General features: G+C 34.2%; 12 protein-coding genes. 9 read left to right on the top strand and 3 right to left on the bottom strand.

Annotated elements, in window-relative coordinates; all coding sequences use genetic code 11:
* The first annotated feature begins 43 nt into the window (after window positions 1–43).
* From BN3107_RS15555 to BN3107_RS15520, 8 genes are all read left to right on the top strand, one after another.
* Window positions 44–2,056, top strand: coding sequence for an alpha-amylase family protein (locus BN3107_RS15555; RefSeq protein ID WP_058308543.1), 2,013 nt, complete (start codon window positions 44–46; stop codon window positions 2,054–2,056).
* 358 nt (window positions 2,057–2,414) lie between these two features.
* Complete coding sequence (locus BN3107_RS15550) at window positions 2,415–3,434, top strand: LacI family DNA-binding transcriptional regulator (RefSeq protein ID WP_058308542.1); 1,020 nt, start codon at window positions 2,415–2,417, stop codon at window positions 3,432–3,434.
* A gap of 23 nt (window positions 3,435–3,457) precedes the next feature.
* The gene (locus BN3107_RS15545) at window positions 3,458–3,889 is read left to right on the top strand and encodes an RbsD/FucU family protein (protein ID WP_058308541.1); all 432 of its coding nucleotides are present in this window, start codon (window positions 3,458–3,460) and stop codon (window positions 3,887–3,889) included.
* 163 nt (window positions 3,890–4,052) lie between these two features.
* Window positions 4,053–4,703, top strand: coding sequence for a class II aldolase/adducin family protein (locus tag BN3107_RS15540; protein ID WP_058308540.1), 651 nt, complete (start codon window positions 4,053–4,055; stop codon window positions 4,701–4,703).
* A 31-nt stretch (window positions 4,704–4,734) separates the two neighbouring features.
* Window positions 4,735–6,204, top strand: a complete 1,470-nt coding sequence (locus BN3107_RS15535) for a rhamnulokinase (RefSeq protein WP_058308539.1) — start codon at window positions 4,735–4,737, stop codon at window positions 6,202–6,204.
* A 30-nt stretch (window positions 6,205–6,234) separates the two neighbouring features.
* Window positions 6,235–8,022: an L-fucose isomerase gene (locus tag BN3107_RS15530; protein WP_058308538.1), complete on the top strand. Its 1,788-nt coding sequence runs from the start codon at window positions 6,235–6,237 to the stop codon at window positions 8,020–8,022.
* Window positions 8,023–8,275: 253 nt separating this feature from the next.
* Window positions 8,276–9,757, top strand: a complete 1,482-nt coding sequence (locus BN3107_RS15525; protein ID WP_058308537.1) for an alpha-L-fucosidase — start codon at window positions 8,276–8,278, stop codon at window positions 9,755–9,757.
* A 652-nt stretch (window positions 9,758–10,409) separates the two neighbouring features.
* Window positions 10,410–11,261, top strand: coding sequence for an ROK family protein (locus tag BN3107_RS15520; RefSeq protein WP_058308536.1), 852 nt, complete (start codon window positions 10,410–10,412; stop codon window positions 11,259–11,261).
* Window positions 11,262–11,490: 229 nt separating this feature from the next.
* Here the strand turns inward: BN3107_RS15520 and BN3107_RS15515 are convergent, their stop codons facing one another.
* From BN3107_RS15515 to BN3107_RS20350, 3 genes are read right to left on the bottom strand one after another with little or no spacing between them, the layout of a single operon-like run.
* Window positions 11,491–12,381 carry an anti-sigma factor gene (locus BN3107_RS15515; RefSeq protein WP_058308535.1) on the bottom strand — a complete coding sequence of 297 codons (891 nt, stop codon included), beginning with the start codon at window positions 12,379–12,381 and terminating at the stop codon, window positions 11,491–11,493.
* Window positions 12,359–12,505: a hypothetical protein gene (locus BN3107_RS19890; RefSeq protein WP_156416122.1), complete on the bottom strand. Its 147-nt coding sequence runs from the start codon at window positions 12,503–12,505 to the stop codon at window positions 12,359–12,361. The genes BN3107_RS15515 and BN3107_RS19890 overlap by 23 nt, the downstream gene beginning before the upstream one ends.
* A 19-nt stretch (window positions 12,506–12,524) precedes the next feature.
* Complete coding sequence (locus BN3107_RS20350; RefSeq protein ID WP_082631332.1) at window positions 12,525–12,755, bottom strand: sigma-70 family RNA polymerase sigma factor; 231 nt, start codon at window positions 12,753–12,755, stop codon at window positions 12,525–12,527.
* Between the two features lie 545 nt (window positions 12,756–13,300).
* Between BN3107_RS20350 and BN3107_RS15510 the strand changes: the two genes are divergently transcribed.
* Window positions 13,301–13,753, top strand: coding sequence for a helix-turn-helix domain-containing protein (locus BN3107_RS15510; RefSeq protein ID WP_058308534.1), 453 nt, complete (start codon window positions 13,301–13,303; stop codon window positions 13,751–13,753).
* Window positions 13,754–13,801 lie beyond the last annotated feature (48 nt).

Below are 13,801 nucleotides of genomic sequence, written 5' to 3'. Positions count from 1 at the left end.
AATAGACATTCAGAATATTAATTAAGAAAATGGAGGAACTACCATGGAAAATATGAGATTTAGACAAGTTCATTTGGATTTTCACACATCACCAAAAATACCTGACGTAGGAGTAGACTTTGATGCTAATCAATTTGTCAATACATTGAAAAAGAGTCATATTAACTCAGTGACTGTTTTTGCGAAATGTCATCACGGTTATTCGTATTATCCAACTGAGGTTGGGACTATTCATCCTACATTAAATAGAGACCTATTAGGAGAGATGATTGAAGTCTGCCATAAAGAAGGTATAAAAGTTCCGGCTTATACTACTGTTGTGTGGGATGAATTAGCGGCTGAAAATGCTGACTGGAGACAAATTGATAGAGAAGGTAAATTAGTTGGACGACCACCTTTAGGTAATCATGATAACGATGAACCTGAAACTGCTTGGAAATCATTATGTATGAATAGTCCATATATTGATCATTTAGAAAAACACACAGAGGAATTTGTAAAAAAATATGATATAGATGGTGTGTTTTTTGATATTGTGATGCAAACAAGGCCAGGATGTGTCTGTAGACATTGTCTCAACTCTATGCAAGAAATTGGATTAGATCCAGAAAATGATAATGATTTAACTAAGCATAGTTTGATCGTAGAACGTAAATTTATGGAGAGAATGACAAAAGTGGTTAACTCTATTAAACCTGATTTGCCGATTTTTTACAATGGTAGAATACGTGTAGATTCAAATGTAGAACGAGGTATTAGACCTGAACTAGATTTGATGACCCATATAGAAATTGAATCCCTACCATCAGGTATTTGGGGTTATAACCATTTTCCATTATTCAGTGCATATTATAAGACGTTTAACAAGGAAATGCTTGGAATGACCGGAAAATTTCATAAGATGTGGGGAGATTTCGGAAGTTTGAAAAATCAAGCAGCATTAGAATATGAATGCTTTTCTATGCTTGCAAATGGAGCCAAATGTAGTATAGGCGACCAATTACACCCAAGAGGTAAACTAGATGAAAAAGCGTATGACCTAATAGGGAATGTGTATAAACAAATAGAAGAAAAAGAAGAATGGTGTGATGATGTAGTATCAATTGATGAAATAGGAATACTCACATCGATTGATTCAAAAGGGATAGCACATAATAATGATACAGAAGCAAACTTTAGCGATGAAGGTGCAATGAGGATGATGTTAGAATTACAACGTCCATTCAGAGTTTTAGATGAAGAATCAGATTTTTCAAAATTAGCATTAATAATTGTTCCTGATCACATCATTTTTGATGAAAAATTAACAAATAAAATCAATAATTATTTAGCACAAGGTGGTAAATTAATATTATCCCATCGCTCCGGATTGAATGAAAATGGTCAATTTTCTATTAATTTTGGTGCTGATTATCAAGGAGATTTAGATTATTCGCCAGATTTCATTACATTAAAAGATTCAAATACTGATTTTGTCGTTTATGAGAAAGGAAGTAAGGTCACTCAAAATAATCATTTTAATGGAAAACTAGATATTGTAGGGAATGTATCAAATCCTTATTTCAATAGAAGTTGGGAACATTATATTTCACATTTCCATACGCCAGTAGATAAAGAATCTAACTATCCTTCCATAATAAAAACAGAAAATATTGTATATTTAGCTCACCCATTGTTTAAAGCCTATCGAATTCATGGGAACAGAATTTACAAAGAAATTGTAGATGAGGGTATTAACAGTCTTATAAAAGAGCCAATGATTATTACGGATTTACCTTCTACAGCACAACTATCAATTATGGAACAACCTAATGAAAATAGGAGAATCATTCATATTTTACATTATATACATCAAAGAAGAGCTGAAAATTTAGATATAATAGAGGATATTATTCCATTGCATGATCATTCTATTAAAATTAAAACAGAGAATATTCCTGAAAGTGTATATTTAGCGCCATCTAAAGAAAAGTTAAGCTTTTCAAAGGAAGATGATTATATAAATGTGAAAATACCTAAAATAGATGGTCATGAAATGGTGGTAATTCAAGATTAACAACATAATATAGTGAAAGAAAAGGAGACAGAAGTTCTCTTTTTCTTTTACTAAAAAATTAATGTTCTTTACATGGAATAATCAGTGTAAAGAAAAAGTATCGATAAATTTTCATTAGAAAATTTAATTTGAGTAGATAAAAACTTTTATTTCAATTCTCACGTTATGATTATAAGATGTTATTGTTTTAAGAATGAATTAAGAAGTATTCATGACAATAACTATCTATGTAGTAAACATCAGAATACAGAAATTATTTATGTATTTATATAAAGAATTGTCTTAATCTTTTGCAATATCTAAATGATATCGGTATCATAATAATTGTTAAAAGTTTACTTAAAAAAGAGGGACTAAAATGGTTACAATTTATGATATTGCAAAGAAAGCAAATGTATCACCAATGACTGTATCAAGAGTTATTAACAACTCTGGAAACATTCGATTGACGACTAGAAAAAAAGTAGAAAAAGCAATTAAGGAGTTAGGATATGTACCTAATTCAGCTGCTAGAAGTTTAACATCCAATAAAACGAAAACATTAGGGTTGATTTTAACGGATATAGCCAACCCATTTTTTTCTAAAATTGCAAGAGGTGCAGAAGATGCGGCTTTGGATTTGGGGTATCGTGTTTTAATGAGTAATACCGATGAAGATAGTGAAAAAGAAATTAATTATATTGATATGATGATTTCTGCAAGAGTTGATGGTGTATTACTTGCACCTACAAGTGATAGAACAAGTTCCCAAATAGACCGTCTAAGGAAACATGATATACCTGTAGTATTGATAGACCGAACAATTGAACAATTTGAAGGTGATTATGTCGTAGGGGATAGCTATGATGGTAGTAGAAAATTAATTGAACATTTAATAATGTATGGTCATCAAAATATAGCACTTATTAATGGGCCCTCTAATGTATCTACAGCTCGAGATCGACAGCGTGGCTACCTAGAGACTTTAAAGTTGAATGATTTGCCTATATATGAACATTATATTTCAGAAATCGACTATAAAAATGTTCAAATTGGAAATACAAAGAATATAGTTCAACAACTATTACAACTTGAAGGAACTAAGCGTCCTACAGCTATATTTGCTGCTAATAACTTTATTGCTATTAGTGTTATCAGGGCTTTAAAAGAACTTGGTCTTAATGTTCCAAAAGATATTTCCGTAGTTTGTTTTGATGAAGTAGAGCCTGTGGTTTATTTTGATCCATTCTTTACAGTAGCTGCTCAACCGGCTAGTGAGTTAGGAAAAATCGGTGTGCAGTTTCTTGTGGAGAGAGTTGAACATAAAAATGTTGAAAAAGAAAGAAAGATAATATTGCCTCCAGATATTCTAATACGAAAATCAACAAGAAAAATATAAATGGTTAATAGGAGTGAATGGATTTGCTGAAAAATATACCTAGTATTTTACCTCCGGATTTACTGAAAACGCTTCAAGAAATGGGGCATGGTGACGAAATTGTGATAGGAGATGGTAATTTTCCTGCCGCAAATTATGCTAATCGTTTAATTCGGTGTGATGGGCATAATATACCTGATTTATTAGACGCAATATTGGAATTGTTTCCAGTAGATACTTTTGTGGAACATCCTGTTACATTGATGCAAGTAGTAGATGAAGAAAATGAAGATAAACCAAAAATATGGCAAACATATAAGGACTTGTTAAATAAACATCAAATAGCAAGAGATAAAATTCATCACGATGAACGGTTTGCTTTTTATGAGCGATCTAAGAAGGCTTATGCCATTATAGCTACTGGCGAAAAAGCCTTGTATGCCAATATTATATTGAAAAAGGGAGTTATTTCTTAATCACGGTTCTAAACGTTTTTAAGACCCTAACTTCAAATTTTAGTACCACAAGGAAACTAAGTGGGGATAAACAGACGATAGCACCCTGATAATTTTTGTTAATGATTAGTGTGATCAAAAACACGATTGATCATAGTCTCACTTTATATGAGGAGGTTAGATAGTGTTGAATGTTAGAAGGCAATTAAAAGAGTATGCTACAAAATTAGTTACTTCAGGATTAGTGGTTGGTGCTGGAGGTAATTTAAGTATGAGAGATGGGGCTTATATGTATATTTCTCCAAGTGGCTTTGACCTGCAAGAAATTGAAGAAGAACAATGGGTGAAAGTTGATATTGAAACAGGGAAGGTTTTAAGTGATTTGAAACCATCTTCAGAATTACTTATGCACCTCGAATGTTTTAGAAGAAGGTCAGATATTGATTCCGTATTACATGCGCATCCAAGTTATTCGGTTGGTGTCTCATCCGCGAGTAAGGATATCCCTAGTATGTTTCCAGACTTTCCAGCAATGATAAAAAACGTAAAATATTTAGATTATATGATTCCTACAACGCATGTATTAGCAGATGCTGTAGCAGAAGTAATTGAAGAGACCGATGTTGTGGTAATGCGTAATCATGGAGTATTAACAGTAGGTAAGACAATGAAAGAAGCTTACTTTTTTATGCAGTTAACAGAAGAGGCTGCAAAGGTATATACCATATCAAGTTCAGTAGGTATACCAAGACTACTAACAGAAGAAGAGTGTCAAGATCTGAAAAATCTGTCTAGTGAAAAATATCGAGCAAAACTATTAAAAAATTCACAATAAATAGATTTATTCTTTTATTGGGAGGGATTCAATGAAGAATGTTTTGGCATTTGATATAGGGGCGTCAAATGGAAGGTTAATGTTAAATAGCTTCGACGGAGAAAAGATGTACTTAAAAGAAATCTATCGCTTTCCTAACCAGCCAGTTCATGTCACAGGAAATTACTATTGGGACATTTTAAATCTATTTTCTGAAATGAAAAAAGCAATGCAATCTAGCATTCAACAAGGGCATACCAAAGTGGAGAGCATGGGGATTGATACGTGGGGAGTTGACTTTGGCTTACTTTCCAAAACAGGAGAGCTTTTAGCAAATCCTTATAGTTATCGAAATCCTCAAAATGCGAAAGGCATGGAGGATGCATTAAAAAAAGTCACTTCAGAGGAACTATTTACATTAACCGGAGTGGAGACAGCATCTATTAATACTATTTTTCAATTATATACCATAAAACAACTTAACCCAGAACTATTAGAAAGAGCAGAAACATTATTGCTTACGCCCAATTTATTAGCTTATTTTTTTAGTGGGGTAAAAAGAAATGAATTTACGATTAGCTCCACAACGCAAATGCTTGCTGCAGGCAAAAAAGAATGGGAAAGCAGCATACTAGATAGGTTAGACATATCGAGTGACTTATTGGCGCCTATCACTAATCCGCTTACGATTGCTGGTGATACATTGCCAGAGATAAATAAAGAGTTGCAGATGGATCCAGTTAAGGTAGTGCATGTTGCTGGGCATGATACAGCCAATGCATTAGCTGCACTTCCGTTAGAAGATGACCAATCCGTATTTATGAGTTGTGGTACATGGGTGTTGATCGGTGTACCAGTAGGTCAACCCGTAACGGCAAGTAATGCGATGAATTGGGGCTTCACAAATGAAGGTACGATGGAAGGTAAGTATCGCTTGCAGAAAAATAATATGGGAATGTGGTTACTACAACAATGCCGGGTCATTTGGGAAAGGGAAGGTATTGAAACTAATTTTGAGGAGGAAAATAATCTCTTTGAAAAGGCGGAACCCTTCCGTTCATTTATTAACCCTGATGATAGTAGGTTCTTTAACCCAGATAATATGGTGAGCGAGATTCAGAAGTATTGTCAAGAAACATCTCAACCGATCCCTGAATCTAGAGGAGAAATCATTAGGTGTATCCTTGAAAGTCTAGCATTGAAATACTATTGGGTGATTAATAGATTAGAAAGTTTGACAGGTGTAAACTTAAAACGCATTCATATGGGTGGTGGTGCAATACGTAATAAGATATTATGCCAGCTAACAGCAAATGCCACCAACCGAGAGGTAATAGCAGGTCCGATTGAAGCTAGTTCGATTGGAAATGCAATTGGTCAATGGATTGCATTAGGTGAGATAAAAAATATTAAAGAAGCAAGAGACATAGTGAACCGATCCTTTTCAGTCCAACATTATGAGCCTACAAATCGTTCTGGCTGGAAAGAAGCTTATGAACGTTTTGTACAATATATAGAATAATCTTAAATATTCATTAGAGGAGGAATTATGATGACAGCAAAGCAAAGGTTAATTGGGGATATGCCAAAGATTGGAATACGTCCAACAATAGATGGAAGAAGAAAAGGAGTACGCGAATCTCTAGAAGAAAAAACAATGAATATGGCAAAGTCTGTCGCAACGTTTCTATCAGAACAACTACACTATAACAATGGAGCACCTGTAGAGACTGTAATTGCAGATACATGTATTGGAGGAGTTGCTGAGGCAGCTCAGACAAAGGCAAAATTTGATAAAGAAAATGTAGGAGTGACGATTACGGTTACTCCGTGTTGGTGCTATGGATCTGAGACAATGGATATGGATCCAAATAGACCAAATGCGATTTGGGGATTCAATGGTACAGGGCGTCCGGGAGCTGTGTATTTAGCAGCTGTTTTAGCGGCACATAATCAAAAAGGAATCCCTGCATTTGGCATTTACGGTAGAGATGTACAGGATATCGATGATCATTCGATTCCAGATGATGTACAAGAAAAAATTCTTCGATTCGCAAAGTCAGGTCTAGCTGTAGCAATGCTTAAAGATAAGTCCTATTTATCCATAGGTTCTGTATCTATGGGTATTGCTGGCAGTATGGTTGATGAAGATTTTTTCCAAGATTATTTAGGTATGCGTAATGAGTACGTGGATATGACCGAGTTAACACGTCGTATTAATGAAGAAATTTATGATAAAGAAGAATTCGAGCAAGCTTATGCTTGGGTGAAAGAGAATTGTGCCATGGGATCTGATACAAATGCTCAGGATAATCAGCGTACAGATGAGCAAAAAGAAGAAGACCTTAAAATGAATATCAAGATGACAATGATTACAAGAGATTTAATGGAAGGAAATCCAAAGCTAAAAGAATTAGGTTATGAAGAAGAAGCAATGGGGCACAATGCGATTGCATCAGGTTTCCAAGGTCAAAGACAATGGACGGATCATTTACCAAATGGTGACTTTATGGAAGCGATTCTTAATTCTTCATTTGATTGGAATGGTATCCGTACTCCTTATATGGTGGCAACAGAGAATGATACGTTGAACGCTGCAACAATGCTATTTGGTCATTTATTGACGAATACAGCACAAGTCTTTGCAGATGTTCGAACTTATTGGAGCCCAAGTGCTGTAAAACGAGTAACCGATCATCAACTAGAAGGGAAAGCAAGTAATGGAATCATTCACTTGTTAAATTCAGGTTCAGCTGCTTTGGATGGCACAGGTGAACAAGAAAAAGATGGAAAACCAGCGATGAAACCATTCTGGGAGATTAGTGAACAAGAAGCAGATAAATGTCTTCAAGCTACGAAATGGCGTCCAGCTAATACAGAATATTTCCGTGGTGGAGGCTTTTCTAGCAACTTTAAATCTAAAGGGGATATGCCTGTTACTATCGCACGTGTTAACTTAATTAAAGGACTAGGACCAGTGTTGCAAATAGCAGAAGGGTATACAGTGGAGTTACCAGAAAATGTGCACGAAATATTAAACAATCGAACTGATCCAACATGGCCTACGACATGGTTTGTACCTAATTTAACTGGAAAAGGCGCATTTCGTGATGTATATTCCGTAATGAATAATTGGGGAGCTAATCATTGTTCGATGAGTTATGGTCACATTGGAGCAGATTTAATTACACTTGCATCCATGCTACGTATTCCAATCAATATGCATAATGTGGAAGATGAAAAAATCTTTAGACCTAGTGCATGGAATATGTTTGGAACTACTGATCCAGAAGGTGCTGACTATAGAGCTTGCCAGATATATGGAGCGTTGTATAAATAAGTATTTAGAACATGAATAACGCTGAAATCCTCTTTAACACCCCCTATTTTCTAGCTTCGAGAACCATATAGAACCTGAGTAGGGGGAGTATACACATGTGATAACATCCTAATAGATAATAATAACGAACAGCAGGTAACATTAAGCATTTTGTTTTTTGGAATATGTAATATTTTTCACTCTAACGCACAAAAACACTAGATGTATGAAATCTTTTATAGCTATTATGCTACAATTTGAAAGGAGAAAAAGTATGGTTAATACTTTTAACCCAAAACAATATTTAAAAGAAATAGATAAGGTGATTAAAAAAGGAAAATATGAAGACAATTGGGATTCTTTATCTCAACATAAATTAGCTGAATGGTATAGAGATGCAAAATTTGGTATCTTCATTCATTGGGGATTATATTCAGTGCCTGCATATGGAAATGAATGGTATTCAAGAAATATGTATATTCAAGGTTCTAAAGAATATGAGCATCATATCAAAACATATGGAAAACACACCGAATTTGGTTATAAGGATTTCATTCCCATGTTCCAAGCAGAAAAGTTTAATCCTGAGAACTGGGCACAACTCTTTGAAGATGCTGGTGCACGATATGTAATGCCTGTAGCAGAACATCATGATGGTTTTCAAATGTATCGTAGTGATGTGTCTAATTATAATGCCTATCAAATGGGACCCAAAAGAGACATATTAGGAGAATTAGGTGAGGCATTAGAAAATAGAAATATTCCTCTTTGTGCTTCCTCGCATCGGATTGAACATTGGTTCTTTATGGGACATGGAAAGGAGTTTGATAGTGATATTCAAGATCCCCTTACACGTGGAGATTTCTATTGGGCTGCTATGCCAGAACCTCATCATCATGATTTATATAGTCCATCACCTTCAAGTGATTATTTAGAAGATTGGTTAATTAGAACATGTGAAATTGTTGATCGATATCGTCCTAAAATTGTTTTTTTTGATTGGTGGATTCAACACAGTTCGATGAAACCATATCTAAAAAAATTTGCTGCCTATTATTACAATCGTGCGGAAGAATGGGGAATGGAAGTAGCCATCAATTATAAACATGATGCGTTTATGTTTGGTACTGCGGTAGTTGATATTGAAAGAGGTCAATTTGCTGATCAGAAACCATATTTTTGGCAAACAGATACCTCCGTTGCCAAAAATTCTTGGTGCTATACCGAAAACAATGATTATAAAACAGCGAAAGAGATAATTTGTGATCTTGTCGATATCGTTAGTAAGAATGGCACCTTGTTATTAAATATTGGGCCGAAAGCGAATGGTATGGTTCCAGAGGAAGATAAAAAAATATTATTAGAGATCGGTAAGTGGTTGAAGATAAATGGTGAAGCGATTTATGGTAGTAAGGTATGGCGTAAATCAGAAGAAGGTCCAACAATGATTGAAGAAGGACAATTCACGGATAGTAAATCAAAATCATTTACGTCAGAAGATATTCGTTTTACGGTAAATGGCTCTTGTTTATATGCAACGGTGTTAGAATTTCCGGAAGATGGAAAAGTAAAAATAAAATCATTGGCAGAACAAGTTGCTTCTAAACTACCGAATTTTCACGGAATAGTGAAAGATGTATCCATCTTAGGATTCGAAGAAAAACCAAGCTGGAATCGAACATCACAAGCTCTGGAAATAACCACAAGTAAAGTTAATAGTGATAAACCTGTTGTTTTTAAAATACTAATAGATTAATAATGAAAATATAGATTCATAAATAGATATTTTCAAAGAAACTTATAGTAATTACTTATTTTTGACTAAGCTGAAATTGCATTTCAGATAGATCTAGCTAGTAGAAATATGAATAATTTAGATGAATTGCTTTTACTCTGAAAAATGAGAATCTTATATTTTTCTGTTGCCATAAGCTATAAACTTTTAATTAGGCTTTTTATTAGAAATTGAACTGATAGTTAATCTATGGCAACAATAATAAGTTCGGTATGCTATTCAAAGTTTATTAAGTATTATATAAAACGCATTGGAGAACACTTTTTACGCTTACTTATAGAGGATGTTTGAAAAACTCTTAAACTAACGAGATTATGGTGTAACCGTCTTTAGTACTCCTGCTACAAGTTTAAGATATTTACAAATAATAGAATTAAATAGTAACTCAACGATAACTTTATTATAAGTATCCCTAGTAATCAGTAGGAGTCTATTTTGAAAATCACGAAGCAGAGGAACATATTGATTTACATGGAAAATTAGGTGTTTTTTGAATGAATAAAATACTGTGTTGATGAAACGGAAAATACAGCTGTCTTATAAACAAAAAAGCTTAGTGTTATAGTGCAATATAATGTGTTAGTATTAGAAAAAAATAAGTAGGTCGATTAACATGTACACAATTGGTTTGGATATAGGTGGTACAAAAATATATGGAATCATATCGGATCAAAATGACAAGATCGTTTATGAAGAAAAAGTACGTACATACGCTGAAGTAGATGACTTGATCGGATGGATATCTACTTTTATTGATCATTCACCTGTCTCTTTAAATGATATTATCGGAATGGGAGTAGGTGTGCCAAGTATTGTAGATCGTGAAAATGGTGTGGTCTTGGATGCTTATTCCTTGAAATGGACCAATCTACCTTTAAAAGAAATGTTAGCGAAGGCATTCCGTTTTCCAATTTGGGTGGACAATGATGTCAATTTTGCAACACTAGGAGAAAGTACTGCGCTTGATCAAAAAAGTGACAATATCTTATTTATCGCGATCGGTACTGGTTTAGGTTGTGGAATTATCATAAATGGCCATCTTGTAACAGGTGCGAGAGGCTTTGCTGGTGAGATCGGATTCAATATTTCGTCCTTGTCTGATCGTCGAAATATAAATGGTTTCGGTGCACTGGAAAATCAGCTATCAGGGACAGCTCTAAGTGAATACGGTGATCCTTATCAATTGTTTCAAGATTATTGGAATAGGAAAGAGCCCGGTTTTACGGTGATTCATCAATTTATCGATTTATTGACAGTGCAAATTGTGAATATGGTGAATTTATTAAATCCAGAATACGTTATTCTTGGTGGTGGCGTCTCAGAATCTATGGAACCTTTTATAAAGAAAATTAATAAAAGTGTCAACGAAAAAGCGGCATCACAAACAAAGATAAAACTAGCACAATTGCGAAATAAAGCAGGAGCAATCGGTGCTGCTTATTTTGCTATGAAACAAAGTAATTAATGGATTTTCGAAATTTATTTGAGCGGTAGTGGTCTTCTTCACGGGAATAAACTCTCTGCTCACGGGAAATAATGCTGGCTTGACGGGATTTAACGTTAATTCCCGTCAAGGTGCAGGTAATTCCCGTCAAGCGAAGATCCATTCCAGTGAAGACGAGGTTAATTCCTGTTAAGCGAGGTACTTTTCCCGTTAAGAGAATCTCACCCTAAAATTAGCACTTCCCTTTTTTCTAATTATCCCAATTCCATGGCTTCATGTCGCCGAGATAGAAGCTATGGAATTCTTCTACATCTTTTAGCTTTAATAATTCTTTAACAGGGCCGGTGACGACAGCTCCATAGACATTAAATCCATTTTCAGTAAGGTATTGAGATCGTTCCTCTAGGTATTGCGTGCCTAATAATTGTTCAGCAAGGCTTTTATGATTGTTGAGTAACTTATTCATATTCTTTAGCATGATATCCTGACTTTCTTGAACTGAATCATTATCTAATACTCTTGCTAAACTTCCACTTTGAAAATCATCGGAAACTTCTCGATAACCAGCTAATCCCCACGGGTAACTTAACGTTTGAGAATTTCCACTACCACTCCAACCATATTCCTCAAAGGTATCGTATTCTCCCATGTATAATGGCATCCATAACACTTCTATATCAAAGGGTTCGATTCGCGCCAATAGCTCTTCCGGTGTAAAGTAATCTGAAGTGGAAAAAGCGAAGTCGGCGACATAACCGTCATCGATCTTTTCTAATGTTTCCCATACACCGGGTGGTTGATTTCCTTCCAACTTTGCACCGGTTTCTGGATTGGTCGGCAAATAGAAAGAAAATTCGTCACTAGTACTTTCATATGGATAAGGTTTCTCCAATTGGAAATCGGTAAAGCGCGTAAATAATGGTTTTGTTAATGTCGCATCTGCTACAATATAGTCGGTTTTTCCGATTCTTCGTTCTATTGGTATTTCAATCGTTTGGGTTAAAAATGCATTGATCTCATCATTGCTTACTGAACTGAGAGACGTCGAATATTCTGGAATGGTCCAGTCGATCGCCAGTTGTTGAATATGTGTTATTCGTTCTCCAATTTTACTTGTGTCATAAATTATTGATACGATCATCATATATTACATAAAGAAAGAAGATGGCAGCGAGTACTCGTATCATTTTTAAGGTTAATCTTAAAGAAAATCGCTTTTTATGTTTTGTTAAAATTTGTTGTGCCTTTTCCTCGTTCCAATCCATGTATAGTCACACTCCTTATTTAAAAATCCTTTCCGATTCGTTCTGAAATTTGCATGAATCGTTGTCTTGCCCTGTATAACGTTACTTTCACCTGATCAACCGACATCTCCAGCGTTTGAGCAAGTTGTTCATAGGAAAATTCATGATGTTCTCTCAAAAAAAGAATGGTACGGTATTGTTCTGGTAGTAGCTGGATGACATCATCGATTTCTTTTGTTTTTTCTTTTGTTGAAAGTTCTTCTTCTGGAATTCCATAGGGACTTTGAAAATCCTTATTTTAATATTTGGAACGATTCACCTGAAGTTTTATCAAATCGATAAAATTTCAGGTGATTTTTTTCCGTTTTAATAAGTAAAAACAATCTCCATATAAATCATATATTTATTAACTTGTAAGTGTAACCTGCCATAAAAGTAAAAACATATAAAAATAGTTATTAAATATTTACTATTGGTAATATGTAGTATATTATTAATAGGTAAATAGATTTATTTGATATGACATTGAGACTACTGGTATTTTTGTTTTCTGTAGTAAATATCAAGAGCATAATTTATTATTTGTAAAATGATTTTCAATTTCATATAAAAATGTCTTAGGGTTTCTTTAATCACAGCGAAAATCGTCTGTATTTAATACCACACTTTAAGTTCGAGTATAAAGAAGAAAGTAAGTGGGGGATCACAGTCGATAAGCATCCTGATAAGTTTAGCTAAAGATAAGTGGGGGGCAAAACCCCACTTATCAAAGTATCACTTTATAAAAAATAAACTGACATAGAGAAGGCAGTGATAGTGTTGAAAAGAGGGGAATTTTTTGTAGCGCTTGTTAAGCAAAAGGGCTTCAGTATCAAGGAAATATCAGAGAAAATCGAAGTACCTTATTCTACATTACTTTCGATGATCAAAAGAGATTTTGAGAATGCCTCCATAAATAAAATGATAGATATATGTAATGTTTTAGATATAAAAGTTGAGGACTTATTTACTAAAGAGCTTAGTCACGCTCATTTAAGTGAATTAATAAAAAAACCTAAGGCAGAAACGTTTATATCGGAGCAAGTTATAATAGAATTTATAGAAAAAGATCTTAATGGACTTCTATCATTTTTAAATAATGATGCAAGATTTACGAGTCAATTATTTTACCAATCAAATAATATTCCAGAAGAAGATAAAAAAATGCTACTTATCTATATAGAACAAGCATTAAAAGTGGCGAAAAAAATGAAAAATGACAGATATTAAATTCTATTAATTAAAACATGTAGAGGTATTTCCAATGCTTTTGGAAAT

Origin of the sequence: Gracilibacillus massiliensis, from assembly GCF_001458115.1 — a bacterium.
Classification (GTDB): Bacteria; Bacillota; Bacilli; order Bacillales; family Amphibacillaceae; genus Gracilibacillus; species Gracilibacillus massiliensis.
The sequence above is the reverse complement of the archived record's forward strand: the minus strand, read 5'-3'. Positions and strand labels throughout refer to the sequence as shown.